We start from the raw sequence: 24,544 nt of genomic DNA on the forward strand, positions 1-24,544 counted from the left end.
TATGGCGTCCCCGGAGCGGGCGGAGCGGGATTCGCCCTTGAAATGTTAATTCGCCGGGCCATTATATGGTTCCCCCGGATAATAGCAGCTGCCAAAGGAAAGGTGATCGACGTGGCAATCAGTCAGCAGGACAGACAGCAGATTCGCGAACTCGCGCGGCAGTATAAAGAGGTAGCTTGCCTGGATGTTCACGCCCGCACCATGAAGGACTGGCAGCGGCTCAATGGCCTGCGCCCGGTGCGGCCGATGGTGATGATCGACCAGATCTGCTGGCACGAGATGAACGTCAACGACGAGTTGACCGCGCGGTGCGAAGACCCGTTCTTGCGCGGCCTCGAGTGGGGCATGCGGGCCTCGCTCTACAAGTGGAAGCACTTCCCTGCCGACATGGCGTTCTATCCGTTCCTGCAGATACCCAAGGTCTACTCGATGACCTCCATCGGCGTCGATACGCAGGTCAGCTCCGACGATGCGCTGCATAGCGGCGCGCAGAGCCACTTGTTCCAGGACCAGTTGGCCGACGACGCCGCACTGGCCAAGCTCAAACACGTCACCGTCCGCTTCAACGACCAGGCTACAGCCCAGCGCGAGAACCTGGTCAACGAGCTCGTCGGCGACATCATGCCCGTCAAGATGTCCGGCATGGCGATCTGGGCGGCTGTCTGGGACCGGATCGTCTTCTGGCGCGGCGCCACGCCGGTCCTGTACGACCTGGCGGATCGGCCGGAGTTCCTCCACCGCCTGATGCGGCGGCTGATGGAGATCGAGATGGACACGCTCGATCAACTCGAGCAGCAGAGCCTGCTGGAACCCGAGCCCGGCGTCATCCACTGCGTGGGCGCCTACAGCGACGAACTGCCGGCGGCGGGGTTCGATCCCGCCCACGTGCGGGCCAAGGATTGCTGGGCAGCCGGGGCGGCACAGATCTTTTCGGAAGTGTCGCCGGCGATGCACGATGAGTTCGAGATCGCTTACCTCAAGCCGTACCTGGAGCGGTTCGGGCTGGTCAACTACGGCTGCTGCGAACCGTTGCACCGCAAGATCGACATCATCCGCAAGATCCGCAACGTCCGCATGATCTCGGTCAGCCCGTGGGCGCAGGTCGAGGTCGCCGCCCAGAGCATGGGTCGCGATTTCGTCATGGCCCGCAAGAACAATCCCTCATTCGTGGCCATGGATACCTTCGACGAGCGGCTGGTGGTCGATGAAGTCAAGGAAACGCTGCGCGCGACGACGGCCAGCGGCACGCCGTGTGCCTTCATTCTCAAAGACATCACGACCGTCCGCAACGAGCCCCATCGCCTGACGCGCTGGTATCAGGCCGTCAAGGCCGCCATCGAGAACCACTGAGCGCATAGGCCTCTTCGCCAGGGGATATGCCGGACGAGCGGCAAGGCAGGCAGCGGCCTGGGTTATCCGGGTTAAGTTATCCGGGGCCACCTTACAGGTTCTGTGCTTGTAATAGGCGTGACTGCCGGCTGGGAGGCGGCATAGGCAGAGTAGCGCGAGTTGTCATTCCGTAGACGTTCTTCGGCGACGGGCGCGGCTGGTCGGCGAGGCGGCGGATTGGCCGTGGTCGAGCGCGGCCGTGCATACCGGTCGCGTCGCCGGCGGGCTGGCCGCGGGCGATTGGCTGCGCGAGCTGACGGCCGGGTGGGTCTGCTCGTGGGAGGAGTACCTTCGCGAGGAAAAAGACGACCAGCCGCTTGCCAAGGCGATCCACCGCAGCGAGAATACAGGCAGACCGCTGGGGTCGGTGGGGTTCGTCCAGAAGCTCGAGGCCGCCCTGGGCCGCCCCTTGCTCCCCAACCCCGGCGGCCGGCCGTCAAAGGCCAAGAAGACAAAGAAGACGAAATGAGGATGCGAAAACCTGTATGGTGTCCCGGATAATCCCGCTTCAGATGTGAATTCGCCTCAGGCGTCAAGTAACAGGTGCTGATGGATGAAGGACGACATCCAAAGAAATAGATTACGTAAGCCATTATTGCGGATGGTACTGCTGCTCTCGTGTCTGTTACTCATATGGACAGGCATAAGAGCATACAACTTCTTGCCTGGCCATCGATGCAGGGCGCTAATCGAGAGCCTCCCAAATAGAACGCCTACCGTCTATGATCGTTGTTTGGCAGCGCTGGGGCTTTCCCCGCCCCCATTGGAGAACAGAGACGAGATAGTGGACTCGCTCGTGTCCCTCGGGCACAGAGCTGTTCCCGTGCTCTTAAAGTATGCAAGCGACGATGTTCCACAGATACGATTGGTTGCGATGGAGGCTTTGGTGCGAGGGTACAGAGCGAGACCGGAAGTGCGTGTGTGCCTTCTAGAGAGCCTCAACGACGAGGAGTGTTTTGTCCGACATCATGCTGCAATGGGACTGCTAAAGGATGGACCGGATAGAAGTGCAACAGCAGTCTTAATGAAGGATTTGCGGTCGGGGAATAATATCGAGCGATGGTCTGCAGCAAGTCAGTTGCGGGAGGCCGGCTCAGCGGCCGCAGATTTACTGCCCGATCTTTTGTCGGCAATTGAGGATACAGACGGTTGTGTGCGGGAAATGGTTGTTGGGGCTTTGGGTAGGATCGGCAAATCCAGCCCTGAAGTGAGGCGTGCCCTTGCAATCGCTCTGCGGAATGACGCGTATGTTCCTGTACGGAGTGAAGCCGCAAAGGTTCTGGGGCTCTTGCGAGCCAACGACAGTGAGTCGATTGCTGCACTGCAGAAGGCCAAATCGGATCCCTCGACTTCTGTTCGACTATCTGCAGAAGGATCACTTAAATCGCTTGGCCATTAGTAAGCCTTCGGCCAAGCTTTCGACTAAAGGGGTCAGGAACCTTTTCGTGTTGCAGTGCTTGGCAAGAGGCGGTATGCTGTTGCTATGCCGCGAAGTCTTCGGGTCAATCTGGGCGGGTTCGTCTATCACGTGCTCAACCGCTCCAACGGGCGGCAGAGGCTGTTCCGCTGCGACGAGGACTACCAGTTGTTCCTTGACGTGCTGGCGGCCGCGCATGAGCGCGGGGCGATGCGCACGATCGGCTATTGCGTCATGCCCAATCACTGGCACCTGGTCCTCTGGCCGCGCGACGACGGCGACCTGTCGGCGTTCGTGCGGTGGCTGACGCTGACGCACACGCAGCGTGTCCACGCCCGGCGCGGCACGGCCGGGGCGGGGCACGTCTACCAGGGGCGGTTCAAGAGTTTCCTGATCGAGCAGACGCGTCCGCCGGCGGCCCGGCGGGCGATGGGCGTGCTGGAAGGCGGCGACGCGGTGCTGTCGGTGCTGCGGTACGTCGAGCGCAACGCCGTCAAGGCCGGCTTGGCGACGCGGGCGCAAGCCTGGCCGTGGTGCAGCGCCCACGCGCGGCTGCACAAGACCGAGGCGCCGGTGCCGCTGACACCGCCGCCGGGCGGCCTGCCGCAGGACTGGCTCGACTGGGTCAACCGCCCGCATAGCGACAAGGAACTGGCGGCCTTGCAGCGGTGCATCGAGCGAGGCGTCCCGTTCGGCCGCGAGCCATGGGTCAAGCGGACGGCCGCCGAACTGGGCCTCCAAAGCACCCTCCACCCCCGCGGCCGACCGAAAATAGCAGAAAAAGGTTCCTGACTTTGTTCCCCCCTGGCCCCTTTGTTCCCCCGCGGAGGCGGGCTCGGTGGGGCGCACCCCGGCGTCGCCACGGCTATGCAGATCATCCGCCAGCGCTATGGCGATTCGGAATGGCCCAGCCGCAAGACGATCAGCCGTCAGCCACGATGCGAGACGGTATTGAGCCTTGACTTCTTTCGCCTTCGGGCGAAGGTGCCGGCGAGGGTGGCGACGGTCAGTGCCGTGGCGGCGAGGGTTGTCGGTTCGGGGGCCGTGGCGGTCGGTGCGTCGGTGGTGGCGGTGGCGGTGCCGATGATGGGTCCGGCGGCTGCGGCGCCGGGACCGCCCAGCGAACCGCGGTTCCACAGCGCCATCATCGGGTAGATGCCGCCATTGCCGCCGGGGACCAGGATGTGGTTGTCGATCGAGCCGCTGGCGGCCGGGGCCACGGGATCGCTCTCGGGCCCCGGACCTGGGGCAAAGCCGGTGTTCCACAGGGCAGAGCCTGGGTCTTCCTCGGGGCCTTGAACCTGGAAGTCGCCCCACGTCGGCGGGGCGGCGGTCTCGAAACTGATCATCACCTTCGCCGCCCTGGCGTTGGGGGTGGTCGCCAGTGCGTAGATGTGCTGCGACAGGTGCGGGAGTGAATTGAACCGCGTGACTTCATTGCTTGACGCCATCGGCGAACTGGCGAAGGTGGTAATGTCTTCGCCCTTGAGGGCGGGGGAGGTTTCGAGGATCACGCGGCCGGCCTTGCCGGAGGGCACCGTCAGCACGTACGTGTATCGCCAGTTGCCGCTGCTAAGTTGACTGACCGTCCACTCGATCGACGCGGGCCCGTCGGCCCAGCCGCCCGCGCCCGAGAGACCGCCCGACGCCGCCTCCAGAGCGCCCTTGAACTCCGCCCGCGCCAGGCCCGCCGCGGCCGCCAGGGCGACCATCGCCACAAAGACCGTTCTGAACACGCCGCCCCCCTTGGGCACGACCCCGGCTCAAAATGCATGATCGCCCATGTACTATATTCCCCCAAAGACGTATTGCCAAATCACTGATCGTCATCTTTACGCAATCTTCAGGAATTGCCCGATGGCGAGGGGTAAACCCGAACTGTCTCGTACAGCGTCGTGCCGCGAAGTCTTCGGGTCAATCTGGGCGGGACGTGCTCAACCGTACCAACGGGCGGCAGAGGCTGTCCGCTGGCACGAGGACTACCAGTTGTTCCTCGACGTGCTGGCGGCCGCCACTCTTACGTGTACTCATGTATCCTGCCTCCATTTGTCAATGGTAATAGCTTACCTTCCCAAATAATCGCTGTGAAAAGTACAACAAAGTGCAAGGAATGTGCAAGCGCAGGGTCGGACGCCCCTGCTGCTTCCGCGGGGGCGATTATTGTCCTTCCACGCACTCGAGGCCGCTCAGGATCGGCTTACCGGTTCTTGGTTTGAACTCGACGGTCAGCTTGTCGGACACGCTGACGTTCTTGAGTTCGACGACGAGCGAGCGCTTGGGTCCGCCGGCGGCGGCCGCGACGTCGAGGCCCTGCCGGACGACCTTGCCCTGGACGATGACGTCGAAGACGCGCTGACCGGCAGCGAGGTCGTCCATCTCGGCGAAGACCAGTCGCACCGTGTGCGGCCGCGCGGGCGAACCGTCCGGGCCCATTCTCACCGATAGCGACTCGATACCTTCGGCGACGCTGGAAGCCACCCACCCCAGCGAGCCCGAGACGGTCGAGGGGTCCTGGCGGTGCATGGTGCCATTGAACTCGACGACCGTCGTGGCCTTCCTGCCGGAACCGACCTGTCGCCGCCCGCCGGGCTTGAGGTCCACACCCAGGTCCATCTCGGGGCTGCCGGCGGGAGGATACTCCAGCCAGAGCGTTCCCTCGTGCAGGCGGTCGCCGGGGGCGCCGAGGTTAAGGCCAATACGCTTGAGCACGCCCTCGGTCGGCGGAGGCAGAACGCTGTAGGTCCACATCTGCGCCTCGGGCATATGCACCAGCGCCAGCGAGGCCTGCAGCGGGTACGAGCAACTGCACGTGCGGGTGTAGTCAGGTGCGCTGAGGACGCCGTCGGCGGCAATCAGGTTCGAGGTGCAGCCGCTCTTGAACCCGCCGAAGTTTCCCGTGCCGCCCTGGCCGACCAGGTCGTAATAGCCCGCCGTGCCGCTGCGGAAGAACATCATGTTCTGGCTGGCGATAGCGGTGTTGCAGCCGTAGAAGCGATGCCACGCCCAGGGCACTTCCTGTCCGCTGACGGGGTGGCGCACCGTCGCGGGCTGACCGGTCTTCAACAGGAACGCCACGCCGCCCCCGCCGCCGTTGGTGATGCCGCGGTCGCGCCAGAGCAGGACCGGCCCCTCGATCTTGCGCTCCATGTCCTGCCAGAGCACGCCGCCGTCGGCGCCGCGATAGGCGACGATACCCCGCCCCGCCTCGTCGCCGGCGCGGTCGCGCGACCCGCTGCCGCACTGCAGCAGCACGTCGTGCGCCGAGGAGTATCCCAGCCACGTGCCGAAGATGTCCTTGTCGGCCGACCAGGCTTCCTTGCCGCTGGTGAGGTCCAGCGCCACCAGCCGTCCCGGCGGCGTCGGTTGACCGATGAACGTCAACTGCGCGCGGTTGCCTTCGGAGAGATTGTCCAGCGCGAAGACCTTACCCGCGCCGGTCGTGACGGCGTTGTGGCGGTACGCCACCGCCGCCCCGCGCTGCCAGAGAATCTTGCCGCTGTTGCGATCGAGGGCGACGAGGTTGCGCGAACTGGCGCCGAATCGCGCGTTGAGCTTGACGTCCCCGGCGGCCGCCAGGTTGAACGTGGCGCCCATGGGCTTGGGTTGCGGTTTGCTCTTGGACTTGGGATTGGGCATCTGCACTTGAATGTCCATCGGCTCGGTGGTGGCGACCAGCACGTCGCCGACGATCATCAGCACGCCCCAGTTTGGCGCGGCGCAGCCGGGGCGGGCGGGAGCCTTGAATGTCGCGGCGGTCTTGCCGGTGGCCGCGTCGAGCACAACGATGTCGGGCCCGTTGATCAGGTACAGGCGGTCGGCCGTGACGGCGTAGTTGGAACCGAACTGATTGGCGCCGGGGATATGCCCCTGGTTGTAGCTGTCATCGCGAATGTCGTCTTTGAAACTCTTGTCCCAGTACATCCCGAAGTTGCTGAAGCCTTCGATCTTCCGCTGCCAGAGCACCCGCCCGGTGTACACGTCGCGGGCGGAGATCATGTTGATGCCCTCGATGAACAGCCGCCCGCCGGCGACCTGGGGATTGGGCCCGTGCCCGTGACGGGGCAGCACATCGAGGAAGTTGTCACTGCCGAACCAGAGCAGCCCCAGCGGGGCCGCCACGCGCTGTTCGGCGCCGACGACGGAATTGGAGGCGTCGGCGTACTGGTGCGTCCACTCGCCGGCGCCGGGCAGGGCGCCGCTGCGGCGGATGCGAACGTCAGTCCCGGCAGTGTCCACGCTCGCCCCGTCAAGTTTGCCGCCTCGGGCCCAGGCGGCCAGCGCCTCGCCGCCGGGCAAGACCGCCACGCCGCCATAAGGCCGCAACGGCGCCACCAGGCGCTCAACGCTGCATTTGCCCGCGTCGAAGCCCGCCGCCGCCACGTCCTCGCTGGCGATCAGGCTGGCGAAGTACGGCGAGAGGTCGTAGTCGAAACCGTTGCCGACGATGGCAGCCACGCGCGGGCCATAGAGCCCCGCCTCGCTCATGCGGCGGCGGAAGGCGTCGGCCTTGGCGGCGTCGGGTTCGATCACGACGACGTGCAGCTTCGACTGGCGGACGAGTTCCTCGACCAGCCGTCCGCTGCCGGCGCCCAGCACCAGGGCGTACCCTTCGGTGGCGCTGGCAGCCAATAGCGCCTTGGCGCGGTCGGTCCAGGGGTCGGCCGCCGGCGCCGCAGCGGGCTTGAGCTCGTGCGTGATCGGCGAGCCGCCGCCGGCGCCGTAGCAGTAGATGCCGCCCTCGCGCGTGACGACGAAGAGCTTGCCGTCAGCGGCGATTGCACGGTGGAACTTGCCGCGGAACTGACCGGTGAAATCCTGCCCCACGCGCCCGCCCTGCTCGAGCACCGCCGAGACGATCGTGCCGTCAGGCCCCGGGCCATAGAACTTGTCGCCGGCACGGATGACGATCTCCTTCATCATCGGCGAGAGCTTGCCCAGCCAGATGGGCTTGAACTTGTCGACGGGAACTTTCTTGCCCTTCTTGTCGAAGCCTTCGCCGAAGTAGTGCTCCAGGCCTTTGAACTCGGCGGTAGCGATGTCGAGCATGAAGACCTGGTTGTTCTCACCCAGAAACCCCGGGGCGCCGCCGGTCTTGTTGCCGTCCAGGGTGTAGCGCTGGCCGGCGTTGTAGTACCCGCCCCAGGCAACGTACACGTCCCACCCGCCCAATTGCTTGGTCATCATGTTGTTGGCCAGAAGCTGGCCGGTCTTCTGGTCGAAGATCGCCGGGCGGTTGCGGCTGTTGGGGATGATCAGCCGCCCCTGTGCGGCCGCGAGGTACCCCTGCGGCGCGATGCCCGAAAACGACAGCGCCCCGCCGTGAGGTTGGGCCGACCACTGCTGGCCGTTGCCGCTGTTGGTCCAGACCAGCTTGCCCGTCCGCGCGTCCATGCAGTAGATGAACGTGCCCATGAACGGCCAGAGCCCTGCCGTGAAATACAGCTTGCCCTCGTCGAGCAGGAGTCCGCCGCGTGCGGGCCAGAGGCTGATCAGCCGCCCGTTGCCCAGTCCGCGACGGTCGCCGCCGCCGGCGCGGAACTTCCACAGGAGCTTGCCCGTCGCCGCATCGAGGCAGTACAGGTGCCCGTCATCGCTGAGGCAGAAGATCTTGCCTTCGAAACCCACCGGCGCCAGGCGGATGGGCCCCTCGGCGTAGAAGCGCCATTTTTCGGCCCCGTCGGCGGTGTTGTAGGCCCGCAGGGTGTCGTCGACCATCGAGCCCACGTACAGCATGTCGCCCAGAACGATCGGCTCATACGAAGCGTCAAACTGCAGCTTCCACTGCGTGTCGGGCCAGGCCGGCTGGGGCGCGGGCAGTTGCCGGCTCCAGAGGAGTTTCATGTTTGCCGGCAAAGCGTCTTTGGCGATACCTCGCCTCTGGGCATCGAACTGCCACTGCGGCCAATCGCCCGCCAGAGCGGATGGAGAAAGAATGGCAAGAATCGCCAAAAGGATGATGGCGGAAGGTTGTTTGCCAGCCGAGAAACCTGCCGCCCCTTCGGGGCGGTTGCCAAGGGGGGCGCTGACGCCCCCGGCTAAGTCCTGACCGCCCCTGCGGGGCGAAGAAGTAGCCTGACAGGCTTGTTTCAAATGCATGGCACGAGAATGAAAACTCATTAGGTATCCTTTCAAACAACAGCAGGAACTACTGTCAGCGGGTGCCGTGGCGCGCAGGGCCGGAAGGCCCGGAGAGCCACGATCCCTGAGCGTTGCAGCAAGAGGTCGTGGCTGTCGGGCTATCGCCCTGCCGCCACGGCACCTGCGCAACACTCTGCGCAATTATTACTTTTCGCTTTCGTCGACCAACTCGACGCCGCAGATCAGCGTCTTTCCGGTCCGGGCGGTGAGGCCGACTTTCAGGTCGTCGGCGATCATGACGTTCTTGAACTCTTTGATGACGCTGCGGCGCGGCCCCCCGGCCGCGGCGGCGATATCAAAATTCGCCAGCACCACCTTGCCCTGCAGCGACACGTCGAACACGCGCGCCCCGGCGGCGACGTCGTCGGGCTCGGCGAAGCACAGCCGCACGGTGAACGCCCGCGGCGGGGCGAACTGCCCGCTGCCCTCGCCCCAGTGCGGGCTCTGGCCGACGCGGATGTTCCAGCCGCGGATAACGGTATCGGGCTTGCCCGATCGCGGCTGAAGGAACGGGCGGATGCGAATTTCAGCGGCGCCACTGACGCCCGAGGCGGTGACCCAGTTGAGGTCTCCAGCGACGGTGGTGTTGTGGTTGCGGAAGAGGTCGCCCTGGCCGCTGATGTTGACCGGCACATCGGGCGAAGGCCCGGCGATGCTGGGATGCTCGACCCACAGCGTGCCGCCCTCGGCAGTGCGGTTGCCCGGGGCGCCGAAGTTCACGCCCAGCCGCCGCACCGCGGTCGGGCGGCTAACCTCCGGAAACGCATCGATGCCCCAGTACTCGATCTCGGGCATGTGTACCATCGCCAGCGACGCCTGGTTCTGGTACGAGCACGAACACGTGCGCGTGTAGTCGGGGGCATTGAGCACGCCGTCGGCCACGATCAGGTTCGACGTGCAGCCGCTCTTGAACCCGCCGATACTGGCAGTGCCCTGGCAGAGGTCCAGCGGCACGAATGCCGCCGACGCCGATCGGAAGGTCAGCAAGTGCTCGCTGGCCACGGCAGTGTTGCAGCCCTTGAACCGCACCCACTCATAGGGGATGGTCTGGCCGGTCACCTGGTGGCGGCGCATCGCCGACTGACCGGTCAACAGATTGTACACCTTGGCCGGAGGGGCATACGTGTTGGCCCCGCCGGTCTGGGTGAAGATCATGTCGCGGCGGATCACCGGCGGGCCGGAGTACGGCTCGTTGTGCGTCCAGACCACGTCGCCGGTCTTGCCCTTGTAGGCCGTCATGCCCCTTCCGACTTCGTCGCCGCCGCGGTCGGGCCCTTCGCTGCCGCCCTGGAGCAGGACATCGTGCTCGGCGGAATACCCCAGCCACGTGCCGAAGACGTTCTTGTCCGTCTGCCAGAGCACCTTGCCCGTGCGGGCCTCGAAGGCGTACAGCGTGGGCTTCTGCGCGAACTCCATCCCGCGCCGGGTCAGGAACGACAGCCGCGCGTCGGTCAGCCGGTCGATGGCATAGACGACGCCCCCGCCCGAGACCACCGCGTTGTGGCGGAACCCGTACGCGCCCTGGCGCTGCCAGAGCACCTTGCCGCTGACGCGGTCCATGACCACCAGGCGCTGGCTCGATGGGCCAAAGCGCCGGTTGGCCTCGACGCCGGGAAACTGGGAGTAGGGCTTGGTCCCGATGTACGGCGGGGCCATCAGGTACGGGTCCAGCGAGAAATCGCTGCTGCCGGCGCTGACGTTGTGCCCCTCGACGGCCAGCACGTTGCGCCCCTTGCGCAAGAGGCCCTGGGCGGGCAGGTCGAAAACGTCGTACTTGTTGCGGTCCTTGTCGACGTTGTGCCCCTGGACGCCTTTGACCGACGCGCCGCTGCCGCTGTCGACGCACTGGCGGGCAACCTCCTTGCCGTTGAGATACGCAATGAACCCATCGTCGAAGCGGATCGCCAGCAGCAGGCTGCGGATCTTCGCCGGGTCGTCCACCGTGAACTCGTGACGGGCGTAGAGCGCGGTGTACTTGCCCCGCATGTCCTTCAAGACCGTCGCGTCGTCATCGTCGCCGAAACCGAAGCCCGCCTTGCCGCTCTTCCAGCCGGCGGCCGCATACTCGACGCCCGTCCAGGCCCCGGTTGGGTGCGACCCGCCCAGGTACTGCCACGTCGAGCCGCGCGGGATCAACTGCACCATGTGCTCCGGCGACGGCTGCTCCTCTTCGGGCACGATCAGCGGTTCGGCGGTGGCGATCAGCAGATCGTCATCGGCCAATACCACGCCCCAGTTGGGCGGGGCTTGCCCTTGGGCGGCGGGCAGCTTGAACTCCGCCAGCGTCTTTCCCGTCGCCGCTTCGAGCACGTGGCAGACGGTCTGGTCGAGCAGGTACACGCGGTCGGGCAGGGTGACGTAGTTGGACCCGAAGAGGTTCGCCCCGGGGTAATGCCCCTGGTTGCGCCCCGGCGCCCAGGGGTCGGGATTGTGCGACTCGGTGTAATACATCCCGAACGTGTTGAGCTTGGGAAACTCGCGCCGCCAGATGACGCGACCGGTGTAGACGTCGCGGGCGTGGATGACGCCGATGCCCTGGATCACCAGCCGCCCGCCGGCGATCTGCGGCGTGGGCCCGTGCCCGTGACGCGGCAGCACGTCCATGTTCGAAGGCCCGCCGAACCACAGCAGCCCCAGCGGGGCCTTGGCGACCTTGTCGGTGGACGAGACGCTGTTGCCCGCGTTGGCGTACTGGTGCGTCCAGTCGGCCGCGCCGGGCAGAGCGCCCTGGCGCTGCAGGACCAGAAGCCCCTGGTCGGCTTCGACCTTCACGTGCGACGACTTGAGCCCTTCGAGCTGTGCCTTGAGAGCATCGCCGGCGCCGCCCAGGACCATCGCCCCGCCGTAAGGTCGCAGCATGCTCAGGATCATTTGGGCCTCGAACCCCGCGGCGGCGGGGTCTTCGCTGACGATCAGACTGGCCAGGTACGGCGCCACCTTCATCCCCGGACGCGACGTCATCACGTGTACCCGCTCGCCGTAGACGCCGGCGGCGTCGTAGCGGCGGCGGGCGGCGTCGATCTTGGCCGCGTCGCTCTCAAAGACGATCACGTGCAACTTGCTCTGGGCGATCAACTCGTCTACCAGCCGTCCGCTGCCCAAGCCCAGAGCGATAGCGTAGCCTTCAGCAGCATTGCTTCGCTTGATCGCCGCAGCCGCCAACGTCTTGAAAGCATCCTCTCTTGTTTCGATTCCCGCCGCTTGCGGCTTCGCGGTTGTTCCCGCAACCCCGCCGCTGTTGAAGCAGTAAATCCGCCCTTCGCGCGTGACGACGAAGAGCTTTCCGTCGCCGGCGAGCATCGTCCAGATCTTGCCCTCGACCTTCGCCTGCCAGGCGACGGACTTGGCGGCCGTGTCGACGCAGATCACTGACGACGCGCCATCGGAGCCATAGAGGCACTTGCCGGCGCCGATGTGCAGCTTCTTGATGCCGCCGGAGGGCACTTGCCAGAGGATGTTGGGCGGACCGGGCTTGGACGTCTTGCCGCGGCGGTCGGCGATCGGCGGACCGAACATCTTCAACTCGCGGGCGACGATCTGGTCGCCCTCGAGGCCGATGGCGGCCTCGTCGGTCAACACCGCCGCGGGGCTGTTGGTCTTGGGTTCGCCGTCGGCGACGGCCGCCACCTGGCGCTCGCACCAGAACAGACCGGCGGCCGACATCACGTCGTACCCGCCGGCGTGCGTGACGGCATTGCACCAGAGGAACCGCCCGGTCTTGCGGTCGTAGCCAGCCGGCACCGAGCGCCCGCCGGGCACGAGGAGCGTCTGGCCCGAGAGGGTCATGTAGCCCTGCGGACCCACGCCGGCGAAGGCGGGGCTGGCGTGCGGCTGGAGGATGTACACCGCCCCGCTACCGCTGTTGCACCAGAGCACTTTGCCGGATTCGGCATCGACGGCGTAGATGAACGTGCCCATGAACGGCCAGATGCCGGCGGCGAAGTAGACCACCCCGCCGTCGACCACCGGACCGCCCCGCGCCGGCCAGGCCGAGCAGAGGCGGTCGTTGGCCAGCACGCGGTAGTCCATCGCCGGGCCCTGCACCTTCCACAGCAGCTTTCCCTCGGCCAGGGAGAGACAGTACAGGTTCCCGTCGTCGCTGGAGACGTACAGCTTGTCTTTGGACGCCGCCGGCGCGAACCGCACCGGCGCGTCGGCATAAAACCGCCACTTCATCTGCGCGGTTTGCGCGTCGTAGGCGGTGACGCTGTCGCCGACCATTGACGAAACGATCAGCAACTTGCCAGCCACGATCGGTTCGTACGAGGCGTCGAACTGCTGCTTGTACTGGTTCCACGGCCAGGCCCCCTTGGGGGTTGGCAGTTGCATCGACCAGCCTTGCGACAGAGTCGCTGGCAGCGATTCGCTGGTCCAGGCGCCGTGACCGGCGTTGTATCGCCACATGGGCCAATCGCCCGCGACTGCCGGGGCGGCTGTGACCGCCAGTGCGCCCAGGACCGCCATCAATGCCGAAAGACGTTTCACCGTGATACTCCGTCCTTAGATTTTCGTGGCTCGTTTCAACCTTCAGTTTAACAGTTTTGCCGTCCAATCCGGCCGGGGAAAAACCTTGCGCCGCCCGGATGCGCGGGTGCCGTGGCGCGCAGGGCCGAAGGCCCGACAGCCACGACTGCCCAGGCCCGTCGTGGCTTTGCCGTGGCGGGAGGGCTTCGCGGCATTTATAGGGGCTATATCTCGCGTCGAGGGGTTTCAATTATGGAGGCGGCAAAATCACCGTCGAACCACCGGACCTTCTGCTATGATGGGGTGATAGCTGCCCCGGGAGAAAAGGATAACTATGTCACTCAGGAACAACGGCTTGCATCGGTGGGTATTCTTGACGGCCGTCTTGGGCTGCGTCGGCGCTGCATGGGCGTGCGACACGCCGGTCTTCCGCTATGCGATGGAGAAATGGCGGCCGGACCCGTATCCGGTCGTGATTTTCCACAAGGGCAAACTGACCGACGCACAGCAGAACGCGGTGCTGTTGCTGCAGAAGCAGTCCGAGGACGACAAGACCAACATTACCGTAGACGTGGTGGACCTCGACGGAAAGGTTCCCGAGGCCGCCCAGAAGCTCTACGACGGTCTGGCCGACAAGGCGCTGCCGAGCCTGGTGGTGATCTATGCGCGAAATTCCGGCGGCAAAGGCGTCCTGCACATCGCCCAACTTTCGATGGAGCAGGCCCAGGCGGTCATGGACTCCCCCGCCCGCCGGGAAGTGGCGCGCCGGCTGATGGCGGGCGATTCGGCGGTGTGGGTCGTGCTGGAGAGCACGGAGAAAGACTCCAACAAAGAGGCCGCCAAGGTCGTCGCCGAGCAGGCCGCCGCCCTGCCTGACTCGGTGGAAGTCTCGCAGCCTCTGGAGAACCTCCCTGCCCAGGATCCTGAAGGCGCCCCCGGCGCCAACCAGTTGCCCTGGCCCAACAAGCTCAAGTTCTCGGTGCTGCACGTCTCGCGAAGCGATCCCAAAGAGGCCCTGTTCGTGAAGATGATGCTCGCCGTCGAGCAGGACCTGGCCGAGGGGCAATACGCCTCCGAACCGGTGGCGATTCCCGTCTTCGGACGCGGACGCGGGCTCTACGCCCTGGTCGGCAAGGGAATCACCCCTGACAACATGAAGAAAGCCGCCGAGTTCCTCGCCGGCGCCTGCGCCTGTGAGATCAAAGACCAGAACCCCGGCGTGGACATGCTCATCACCGCCGACTGGGACAGCGCCGTTGGCCAGCCTCGCTTTGTCGAAATCCAACTGCCTGAGCTGATGCCCCTGGTCCCCGGCCAGGTTAACAGTGCCCAGACCCAGCCGGCGACCCCAAGCACCGCCCCGGCGACGCGTGCGGCCATCCCTGCAACCGCCCCGGCGGCCACGACGCAGGCCGGCGCTGCGACCGCGCGTGCCACCGCCCCCGCGGCCCTTGACGTGCCCACGATTGGACCGGCGCCGGAAAAAGAATCGCCGTCCCCTTCCCGCCACAGCGCACGTACCATCTTGTGGAGCGTGCTGGCGGCCTTGGGCGTGCTGGTGGTCGCCGCGGCTGCGATGTCGTTGATCCTGCGATCCCGCGGCGCCAAACACTGACGGATTCTTCGCCGATGAACCTGACTCGACTACTTCTAAGAGAAGTCGCCCATCGGAAGTTCAACTTCACGATCGGGCTGTTGTCTATCACCGTGGCCGTCGGCTGCGGCGTCGCGGCCGTACTGCTGCTGGCCCAGCAAGACCGCCAGAGCGAGCAGATTCTCCACGCGGGGGCGCAGGCCAACGAAAAGGAATGGTCCGATTCGCAGCGCGTGCTGGCGAAGATGGCCGCCGAGAGCGACGAGGCCTGGAAGAAGTACAAGGACGACGTTCGCAAGGAGTCGCTGAACCTCGGGTTCAACCTGCTGATCATCCCGCAGGGGACGGACTATTCCTCGCCGGAGAGCCAGGCTCAGACCCTTCCGGAAACCTACGCCGAAAAACTCGCCGGCAGCAATATGGTCCAGATCAACCACGTCCTGCCGTTCCTGCAGCAGAAATTCTGGTGGCCCGAACGGAAACGCTGGATCACCCTGGTGGGCACCACCGGCGAAGTTTACATCCAGGACCCCAAGCGCCAGAAACCGATGCTGCAGAAAGTCGCCGGCGGGCGGGCGATGCTCGGCTACGCCATCCACCAGAGTCTTGAACTCAAGCCCGGGCAAAGCATCGAGATCGCCGCTCGCAAGTTCGACATCGAGACCTGCATCGGCCGCAAGAACTTCGCCGACGATGAGAAGATTTACGTCCCGCTGCGAACGGCCCAGGAACTGCTGAACAAGCCCGGTCGCATCAGCGGGCTGATGGCCATCGACTGCGACTGCGACGACCAGGGCCTGCTGCTCATTCGCGAGAACGTGGCCAAGCTGCTGCCCGGGACGCGCGTCGTCGAGCAATACACCCAGCACATCGCCCGCGCCACCAACCGCGCCATGGTCGCCCGGAACGCGGTGGCCGCCTTCGAACGCGAGAAGAAGGTCCGCATGGACATGCGCGACCGCGCGGCGGCGGCGCTGGAGAACGAAAAGCAGACCCGGGCCGACCTGCGCGACAAACGCCTGGCCCTGGCGGCGGTGCTGATCCCGCTGGTGGTGGCCGTCTCGGGCGTCTGGATGGGTCTGATGCTCTGGGACAACGTTCGCCGCCGGCGGTCCGAGATCGGCATCCTTGGGGCGCTGGGCGTGGGACGCAGCAGGATCATGGTGCTGTTCCTGGGCAAGGCGCTGCTGATGGGCCTGCTCGGGTCGCTCGTGGGATACGCCGCCGGCCTGGCCGTCGCTGCCGCCAGCGGACCGCTGGCCACCAGCGCCGCGACTCTGGCTGCGATGCTCGGCGCCGCCGTCGGGGCGGCGATGGTGCTGGCCTTGGTGGCCAGTTTCGTGCCCGCCCAACTGGCCGCGGCGACCGATCCGGCGACGGTCATCCAGGAGGAGAGCCTGTAATGCTTGAAGCCACAGGCCTCAAAAAAACCTTCAGCCGCCCCGGCAAGGTGGTCGTCGCCCTCGACGACGTGACGCTCAACGTCTCGGCCGGCGAGTTCGCCGTGGTCCGCGGGCCCAGCGGCAGCGGCAAGACCACGCTGCTGCTGACCCTGGGCGGGCTGCTGGCCCCGGACAGTGGGCGCATCAACATCGCCGGCGGAAACCCCTACGATCTCTCGCCCGAGTCGCGCGCCGCCTTCCGCGCCAAGACCGTCGGGTTCGTCTTCCAGCAGTTCCACCTCGTGCCCTACCTGTCCGTGCGCGACAACGTGCTCTGCCCCGCTTTGGCTGTCCCCGCCGACGGTCTCGACGCCCGGGCCGACGAGCTCATCGCCCGATTCAACCTCGCCCCGCGCCGCACCCACCTGCCCTGTGAGCTCTCCACCGGCGAGAAGCAGCGCGTGGCCCTGGCTCGGGCGCTGCTCAACAGCCCCAAGCTGCTGCTGGCCGACGAGCCCACCGGAAATCTCGACGAAGCCAACGAGCGGGTCGTGCTGGAAACCTTCAAGGCTTTCACTGCCTCCGGCGGGGCCGTTCTCATGGTCACCCACTCGCGCCACTGGGAAACCCACGCCAACCGCGCGCTGTACCTTGAGGCTGGACGATTGGCCTGATAGCGTCGGGAAAAGTCGCGGCGGAGGCACTAAATGAAGAAGTAATTCGTTTTCTGGAATTACTTCTTCATTGGGGGCCGATTACCCTTGCCCAGCGCAATTATTCATCAAAGCCAGACAACGGCTTTGATAAATACTTGGTGCCTCCGCCGCGACTTTTCCCTGTGGCTGAGGCATCGGCGGCCTGATAGATTTTCCCCGTTGACAACGCCGCCCCCGCGGGGCATAATGCTGTGCTTTCCGTGACACAGGAGATTCGTCGTGTACGCGATTATTGAAGATAGCGGGCAACAGTTTAAGGTTTCCGAAGGCGACGTCGTCAACGTGGACGTGCGCGAGTTGGCCGAGGGCGTCGAAGCCGTCCAGTTCGACCGCGTCCTGCTGGTCAGCAAAGACGACCAGGTCCAGGTCGGAACGCCGCTGGTCAAAGGCGCCTCGGTCCAGGCCGAGGTCGTCAACGAACAGGCCAAGGGCCCCAAGGTCTTCGCCTGCTACCTGCGCCGCCGCAAGGCCTCCAAACGCCGCGTCGGTCACCGCCAGAAGTACCTGCAGGTCCGCATCACAAAAATCGTTGCCTAGCTCGAATAGACAAATTCGAAATCCGATCAATAAACAAGCAACAAAAGAAGCCCCGCCACGGCGGGGCTTTTTGTTTCCTCTGCCCCTTGTTTCTTGTTCCTTCGTCTCTTGTCTTCTTGTTCCGAATTTCGCATTTGTTGTTTCGGATTTCTCGTTTCCGGTTTCCGCCCCTCCTCCTGTCTAGAATGCCTATAGATGTTTTGATGACCAAGGGGCAATTATGGATACGTTGCGCGGCACGAACGACAAACCGACCATCGCATTCCTGAGCGACTACATCCCCCGTCAGTGCGGCATCGCGACGTTTACCGCCAACCTTTGCGAAGCCGTCGCCGAGTTGTGCCCGCCCGGATCGGATGTCTTCACCGTCGCCATCAGCGACAAGCCCGAAGGGTATCCCTATCCTCAGCGCGTGCGATTCGAGGTGCGCGAGACCGTGTTGTCCGACTACCGCCTGGCGGCCGAGTATCTTAACATCAACCAGCCCTCGGTCGTCTGCGTGCAGCACGAATACGGTATCTACGGAGGAACGTGCGGCGCGCACGTGCTGGCCACGCTCAAGCGCATCCGCCGGCCGCTGGTGGCCACCCTGCACACCGTTCTCAAGACCCCCACCGACCAGCAGCACCTGGTGCTGCAGGAGTTGTCGCGCTTGTGCGAGCGGCTGGTGGTGATGAGCGACATCGCCCACGAAATTCTGCACGACGTGTACGGGGTTCCCGAGAGCAAGATCGTGACGATCCCTCACGGCATTCCGGACGTGCCGTTCATCGATCCCAACTACTACAAGGACCAGTTCGGCGTCGAGGGGCGCCGCGTGATCCTGACGTTCGGCCTGCTCTCGCCGGGCAAGGGCATCGAGTACGTCATCGACGCCCTGCCCGAGGTCGTGGCCAACCACCCCGACGCGATCTACATCATCCTGGGCGCCACGCACCCGCACGTCAAACGCGAGAGCGGCGAGGAGTATCGCAATGCCCTGGCCCGCCGCGCCCACGAGCTGGGCGTCGACGACAATGTCATGTTCCAGAACCGCTTTGTCGACCTCGAAGAGCTCTGCGAGTTCCTCGGGGTGGCCGACCTGTACGTCACCCCCTATCTCAGCGAGGCCCAGATCACCTCGGGCACGCTGGCGTACGCCCTGGGCGCGGGCAAGGCCACCATCTCAACCCCCTACTGGTACGCCACGGAACTGCTGGCCGATGAACGCGGCAGGCTGGTGCCCTTCCGCGACAGCCACGCCATCGCCGAGCAGATCAACGACCTGCTCGACAACGAGACCGCCCGCCACGCCATCCGCAAACGCGCGTACACCTATTGCCGCAAGATGGTCTGGAAGCGCGTTGCCCAGGACTATCTCGACCTGTTCGCCCAGGCCCAGGAGTCGTGGATCCAGCGCTCGCAGGCGGCGGTGGTGTTCGCCGACCGCGCCGCGGCCGACGGGCAGGTGCGCAGCGACGACCTGCCCGAGCCGGACCTGCGCCACCTCCAGGCAATGACCGACGACACGGGCCTGCTTCAGCACGCCACGTATTCCACCCCCAATCGCACGGAGGGCTACTGCACCGACGACAACGCCCGCGCGCTGATCGTGACGCTGCAGCACTGGAGCCTGTTCCACAACGCCACCATCCTGCCGCTGATGCAGCGGTACCTGGCGTTCCTGACCCACGCCATGAACGAAGAGAGCGGGCGGTTCCGGAACTTCATGACCTACGACCGCCGCTTTACCGAAGAGATCGGCTCCGACGACTCACACGCGCGGGCTCTGTGGGCGCTGGGCGAGGCGGTGGCCCTGGCGCCGCACCAGTCCACCATCGCCCTGGCCACGCGGCTGTTCACGCAGGCGATGCGCCCCATCGAGGACATCCAGTCGCCGCGGGCGTGGGCGTACGCCATCGTGGGAATCCAGGAGTATCTGCGGCGATTCGGCGGCGACAGCGAGGCGCGGCGCATCCGCGCGCACCTGGCCGAACGCCTGACCAACCAGTTCCTGGCCAACATGTCCGACGACTGGCCCTGGTGCGAGGAGATGCTCACCTATTCCAACGCCAAGCTGCCCCACGCGCTGCTGATGGCCGGCAAGTGGATCCCGCGCGGCGACATGATCGACCTGGGCAAGCGGGTCCTGGCCTGGCTGCTGGAGGTGCAGACCAGCCCGCAGGGGTTCCTCTCGCTGGTGGGCACCAGCGGATGGCACCATCGCAACGGTCCGCGGGCGCAGTTCGACCAGCAACCCGTCGAGGCCTGCGCCCTCGTCGATGCCTGCATCGAGGCGTACCATATCACCAGGGACCCGTTCTGGACGGAGCAGGCCCGCAAAGCGTTCAACTGGTTCCTCGGCGACAACGACCTGCGCCGACCCCTGTATGACTTCACCACCGGCGGATGCCGCGACGGGCTGCACCCCGATCGCGTCAATGAAAACCAGGGCGCCGAGAGCACGCTGGCCTGGCTGCTCAGTCTGCTGTCCATGCACGAACTGCAGATGGAACTGACCATCGGACAGCTTCCGCCGGAAAAGAACCTCGAGCGTCCGCTATCGCGCCCGATCAAGCCGACGGCGGCTATCGTCGCGGCGCAACAGAGGTAACATGCCCCAACCGATTGTCATGATCAGCAGTTACCCGCCGAGGCTTTGCGGGATCGGCACCTTTGCCGAGGAAGCCCGGGCGGCCATCCAGAAGCACAACCCCGGGCGCGAGGTGCTGGTCATCAGCCACACCGACGGCGCGGGCGAGGGCGTCATTCCGATCATCGACCTGACGCGCCGCAACTGGTGGAAGAGCGTCGCCGAGCAGGTGCATAAGCTGCGCCCCTACGCCGTGCATGTCGAGCACGAGTACGGCATTTACGAATACCTCGACGAGCGAGGGCATGGCGACGGCAACGAGGGGCTGCTGGACCTGCTCGACGCCATGGCCGACCTGCCCACGGTCATCGAGCCCCACACCGTGCATGGACGCATGACGGAGTTCGAGAGCGACTTCATCTTCAAGATGTGCCATCGCGTCAACGTGGTGCTCTTCAAGTGCCACTACCAGAAATGGCGGCTGGACTGGAACTTCACCGGTCACGGTTGGCCGACGCCGCTGAACATCATGGTCGTGCCGCATGGGGCCATGCCGGGCATGGCCAGCACGCTCGACCAGGTCGTGCAGATGCGCGCCGAGCTGGGGCTGGACAAGGTGGGCCTGGGCCCGCACCTGGTGGGGCTGATCGGGTGGATCCAGTCCAACAAGCGATGGGACATCCTGACCAGCATGTGGGAGGAGATCGCCGAGATCGTCCGCCAGCGAACGGGAGAAGACTGGGACCTGCTGGCCGCCGGAACCATGCGCGACCCGCACCACAAGCTCGACTACGAGCGGTACAAGAACCAGGTGCAACTGCTGGAGAAGAAGGGCCTGGCCCACTACTACGAGTTCGTCCCGCGCGGCGAGGTGTACTACAAGATGATGGCCGTGTGCGATTTCATCGTCCTGCCCAGCACCGACGAGACGCAGTCGGGAACGCTGGCTCGCATTATCTCGCTCAACAAACCGTACATCACCACCGCCCCGATGGAAGGCCTCACCGCCCAGACCCTCGAAAGCGGCGGCGGACTGCTGTTCACCACCAAGGACATGCTCAAGCAGCACGTCATCGAGATGTGCTGCAACGAACAGATGCGCATGCGCCTGGGCACCAAGCTTAAGGAATACCTCGACACAGTTGTCTCGTGGGATGTCGTGGCCGAGCAGTACAACCAGGCGTACCAGCTCGCCCGCGCGTCGCAGAAATCGGGCAAAGGGGTCGTCCTGCCGCTGGAGTTTTGAAACGTACCACAGAGGCTCAGAGGACACAGAGAGAAAAGAAATCGCCTGGTTGCAGAAAAAGCCCCTGGGTTGCAACCCAGGGGCTTTTCATTCTGCGTGTGCGACTTCGGATTACTATTTCAGGATCGCCGCCAAGTCGTTCTGGGCGGTCGTGGTGGGCATGATGTTGAAGTTATCCACCAGGACCTTGAGCACGTTGGGCGTCACGAAGGCCGGCAGCGTTGGTCCAAGCCGGATGTTCTTGATGCCCAGACTCAGCAGGCTCAGCAGGATCACGCAGGCCTTCTGCTCGTACCAGCTCAGCACCAGGCTCAGCGGCAGGTCGTTGACGCCGACGCCGAAGGCCTTGGCCAGCGCCTGGGCGATCACCACCGCCGAGTAGGAGTCGTTGCACTGCCCCACGTCCAGCAGGCGCGGGATTCCACCGATGTCGCCGAAGGGCAGCTTGTTGAAGCGGAACTTGCCGCACGCCAGCGTCAGGATCACGCAATCTTCCGGCACGGCCTGGGCGAACTCGGTGTAGTAGTTGCGGCCGGGTTTAGCGCCGTCGCATCCGCCGACGAGGAAGAAGTGGCGGATCTTGCCGGCCTTGACCGCGTCGATCACCGCCCCGGCTACCGACAGCACCGCGTTACGCGCGAAGCCGACCATGATGGTCTTTTCCGGCTCGTCCGCCGCGAATCCCGGCTGCGCCAGTGCGGCCTGGATCACCGGAGTGAAGTCCTTCGATCCGTCGGCCTTGGCGGCGATGTGCGTCACGCCCGGCCAGGCGACCACGCCGCTGGTGAAGATGCGGGCCTTGTACGTGTCGCGCGGTTTCTGGATGCAGTTGGTGGTCATCAGGATCGAGCCGGGGAAGGCGTCGAACTCTTTGGCCTGATCCTGCCACGCTCCGCCGTAGTTGCCCACCAGGTGCTTGAACTTCTTCAGGGCCGGGTACGCCAGGCACGGCAGCATCTCGCCGTGCGTGTAAACGTTGATGCCCTTGCCCTGCGTCTGGACGAGCAGGTCGTGCAGGTCCTTGAGGTCGTGCCCGCTGACGACGATGCACTTGCCGGCGACCGGCGTGATGCGGACCTTCGTCGGCTCGGGGTGCCCGTAGGCGCCGGTGTTGGCCGCGTCGAGCAGTTCCATCACGCGGATGTTCACCTCGCCGCACTTGAGCGCCTCGGCCGTCAGATCCGCCGCCGACGCCTCGCCCCGCGCCAGCAGCGCCAAGGCGTGGTGGAAGTACGCATAGACGGCAGGGTCTTCCTGGCCGAGAATCTGGGCGTGGTCGGCGTAGGCGGCCATGCCCTTGAGCCCGTACGTCAGCAGTTCCTGCAGGCTGGTGATGTCGTCGCCCTGAGCCTTCCGGCGCCGAAGGATAATCGGCTCGCCGTTTTCAGGCTGCCAGACTTTCATCTCCTGGGGCGTCTGGCCGGCGGCCTTGGCGGCCTTTTCATACATCGCCTTGGCCTTGGCGGTGACGGTCTGCGCCTGCGAGACGAACTCCTGCACGCGCTGCGGGTCGAAGTTCACGTTGGTCAGCGTGGTGAACAGCGCCTGCACCACGAAGACGTCGATCGCGCGGTCCCGCGCACCGAGCTTGGCGGCCCCATCAGCGTACAGGGCGATGCCCTTGGCCGCTTCCATCAGCTCGTCCTGGAGGGCGGCCACCTCGGCGTCTTTGCCGCAAACGCCCAGGCGCGTGCATCCTTTTCCGTTGGCTGCCTGCTCGCACTGGAAACAGAACATCTGTTCAACTGCCGTCATCACTGACTCCTTCGCGTTGGGTTTTCAGGTGGCACAGGCTTTCTAGCCTGTGTATGCACAGCCTGGAAAGGCTGTGCCACCTCAGCTCAAAATATATCTCACCAGCCAGTCCAGCCGCCCGCGTTTGACAAAGTGTATGCCCGAGAATCGCATGACTTCACCAATTTGTTCGCGGTACGGGGCCTGGTAACAATGCACCTTACAAGCTTTGCACTTAGGCTTGGGATCAAACGGGCAGCGGGCCAGACGCTCTCTGGCGTACGCCAGCAAGTCCGAACATTCGCTGCAGAGCCCTTCGCCGGGGCGGTGGTTCTTCCGGCAGTACAGTTCGATGAACCGCCGGACAATCCGTTCCTGCTTTTGATAAGTCGCTTCATTCATGGCCTCAGCTCTTGAGCGTCGCGGTTCCGTCGACGGCGATCTGGACCTCGTGCAGGACGATGTCGCTGCGCCCGGAGGCCTCCAGCGCCTGCTCCACCGCGTGCTGCAGACCGAAGCAGCACGGCACCTCCATGTGGGCCACCGTCACCGAACGGATCGGGTTGTTGGCGAAGATCACCGTCAGCTTCTCGATGTAGGTCTCGACGTCGTCCAGCTTCGGACAGCCGATCGCCACGCTCTTACCCGCCAGCAGCTTGCTGTGGAAGTCGGGCATGGCGAAGGGTACGCAGTCCGCCGCGATCAGCACGTCGGCATCTTGCCAGATCGGTCCCTGCGCAGGCACCAGCGACAACTGCACCGGCCAGTGACCCAACTGCGATTGCACCGCGCCAGCCGCCGCGGCCGTAGCGGCGGGCGGGGCCTTGCGGAGGGTCCGCATGCGCGTCCCCGGGCATCCGCCGCCGTGGAGCGCCTGGGCAAAGCTGCGAGGGGCGTTATGAGCCGCCAGGCGATGCTTGTGCTGAGCGACGGCGTCTTCGTCAAACTGATCCGCCGGCCGCTCCTCGACGGTGATGGCATCCTTGGGGCACTTGCCCAGGCAGTTGCCCAGCCCGTCACAGAGATTGTCAGCCGCCAGCCGCGCCTTGCCGTCAACAATCACGATCGCGCCCTCGGCACAGCTCGGCACGCACAGCCCGCAGCCGTCGCACTTGTCCTCGTCGATCCTGACAATCTTTCGCGTCGTAGCATTCATCATTAATCCTTCCATACCGGCAACGCCCTTTCACTAGCGACATTATCGGGTGGATGCCAAATGAGAACCTTGACGTGAGTCAAGAACGCAAAGATTTCTGAAAAATGTTTTCACGCCGGACATATGGAGTGCGGCAGCCTTAGCTGCCGCTTTGGCAGTTTCTCGCAATTGAACAACTTCAAAAGCGGCAGCTAAGGCT

15 protein-coding genes are annotated in these 24,544 nt (G+C 64.9%); 9 read left to right on the forward strand and 6 right to left on the reverse strand.

Going from position 1 to position 24,544, the window contains the following annotated elements; all coding sequences use genetic code 11:
* Window positions 1–111 precede the first annotated feature (111 nt).
* The 3 genes from ABFD92_01700 to ABFD92_01710 all read left to right on the forward strand — a co-directional run bounded on the left by ABFD92_01700 (window position 112) and on the right by ABFD92_01710 (window position 3,598).
* The gene (locus ABFD92_01700) at window positions 112–1,350 is read left to right on the forward strand and encodes a hypothetical protein (GenBank protein MEN6503229.1); all 1,239 of its coding nucleotides are present in this window, start codon (window positions 112–114) and stop codon (window positions 1,348–1,350) included.
* A 238-nt stretch (window positions 1,351–1,588) separates the two neighbouring features.
* Window positions 1,589–1,858 carry a hypothetical protein gene (locus ABFD92_01705; protein ID MEN6503230.1) on the forward strand — a complete coding sequence of 90 codons (270 nt, stop codon included), beginning with the start codon at window positions 1,589–1,591 and terminating at the stop codon, window positions 1,856–1,858.
* 1,014 nt (window positions 1,859–2,872) lie between these two features.
* Window positions 2,873–3,598, forward strand: coding sequence for a transposase (locus tag ABFD92_01710; protein ID MEN6503231.1), 726 nt, complete (start codon window positions 2,873–2,875; stop codon window positions 3,596–3,598).
* Window positions 3,599–3,735: 137 nt separating this feature from the next.
* Here the strand turns inward: ABFD92_01710 and ABFD92_01715 are convergent, their stop codons facing one another.
* The 3 genes from ABFD92_01715 to ABFD92_01725 all read right to left on the reverse strand — a co-directional run bounded on the left by ABFD92_01715 (window position 3,736) and on the right by ABFD92_01725 (window position 13,429).
* On the reverse strand, window positions 3,736–4,542 hold the full coding sequence (locus tag ABFD92_01715) for a PEP-CTERM sorting domain-containing protein (protein ID MEN6503232.1): 807 nt from the start codon (window positions 4,540–4,542) through the stop codon (window positions 3,736–3,738).
* Window positions 4,543–4,963: 421 nt separating this feature from the next.
* Entirely contained in the window at window positions 4,964–8,647 is a 3,684-nt protein-coding gene (locus ABFD92_01720; protein ID MEN6503233.1) for a PQQ-binding-like beta-propeller repeat protein, read from the reverse strand.
* Between the two features lie 441 nt (window positions 8,648–9,088).
* Complete coding sequence (locus ABFD92_01725) at window positions 9,089–13,429, reverse strand: PQQ-binding-like beta-propeller repeat protein (GenBank protein MEN6503234.1); 4,341 nt, start codon at window positions 13,427–13,429, stop codon at window positions 9,089–9,091.
* Between the two features lie 334 nt (window positions 13,430–13,763).
* On the opposite strand from ABFD92_01725, the gene ABFD92_01730 reads away from it, so the two are divergent.
* The 6 genes from ABFD92_01730 (at window position 13,764) to ABFD92_01755 (ending at window position 21,455) form a co-directional block, all read left to right on the forward strand.
* On the forward strand, window positions 13,764–15,023 hold the full coding sequence (locus ABFD92_01730) for a hypothetical protein (protein ID MEN6503235.1): 1,260 nt from the start codon (window positions 13,764–13,766) through the stop codon (window positions 15,021–15,023).
* Window positions 15,024–15,037: 14 nt separating this feature from the next.
* A complete protein-coding gene (locus ABFD92_01735; protein MEN6503236.1) occupies window positions 15,038–16,405 on the forward strand; it encodes an FtsX-like permease family protein in 1,368 nt (455 codons plus the stop codon).
* Window positions 16,405–17,058, forward strand: a complete 654-nt coding sequence (locus ABFD92_01740; protein ID MEN6503237.1) for an ABC transporter ATP-binding protein — start codon at window positions 16,405–16,407, stop codon at window positions 17,056–17,058. The genes ABFD92_01735 and ABFD92_01740 overlap by 1 nt, the downstream gene beginning before the upstream one ends.
* A gap of 261 nt (window positions 17,059–17,319) precedes the next feature.
* Window positions 17,320–17,637, forward strand: coding sequence for a 50S ribosomal protein L21 (gene rplU, locus ABFD92_01745; protein MEN6503238.1), 318 nt, complete (start codon window positions 17,320–17,322; stop codon window positions 17,635–17,637).
* 220 nt (window positions 17,638–17,857) lie between these two features.
* Window positions 17,858–20,230 carry a glycosyltransferase family 4 protein gene (locus ABFD92_01750; protein MEN6503239.1) on the forward strand — a complete coding sequence of 791 codons (2,373 nt, stop codon included), beginning with the start codon at window positions 17,858–17,860 and terminating at the stop codon, window positions 20,228–20,230.
* 1 nt (window position 20,231) lies between these two features.
* Window positions 20,232–21,455, forward strand: coding sequence for a glycosyltransferase (locus tag ABFD92_01755; GenBank protein MEN6503240.1), 1,224 nt, complete (start codon window positions 20,232–20,234; stop codon window positions 21,453–21,455).
* Window positions 21,456–21,569: 114 nt separating this feature from the next.
* Here the strand turns inward: ABFD92_01755 and hcp are convergent, their stop codons facing one another.
* The 3 genes from hcp to ABFD92_01770 form a co-directional block, all read right to left on the reverse strand.
* Window positions 21,570–23,192: a hydroxylamine reductase gene (hcp, locus tag ABFD92_01760; GenBank protein MEN6503241.1), complete on the reverse strand. Its 1,623-nt coding sequence runs from the start codon at window positions 23,190–23,192 to the stop codon at window positions 21,570–21,572.
* 99 nt (window positions 23,193–23,291) lie between these two features.
* Window positions 23,292–23,591, reverse strand: coding sequence for a nitrous oxide-stimulated promoter family protein (locus ABFD92_01765; protein MEN6503242.1), 300 nt, complete (start codon window positions 23,589–23,591; stop codon window positions 23,292–23,294).
* A 4-nt stretch (window positions 23,592–23,595) separates the two neighbouring features.
* The gene (locus ABFD92_01770) at window positions 23,596–24,348 is read right to left on the reverse strand and encodes a 4Fe-4S binding protein (protein ID MEN6503243.1); all 753 of its coding nucleotides are present in this window, start codon (window positions 24,346–24,348) and stop codon (window positions 23,596–23,598) included.
* Between the last annotated feature and the right edge of the window lie 196 nt (window positions 24,349–24,544).

Source organism: Planctomycetaceae bacterium, assembly GCA_039680605.1.
GTDB lineage: Bacteria > Planctomycetota > Phycisphaerae > SM23-33 > SM23-33 > JAJFUU01.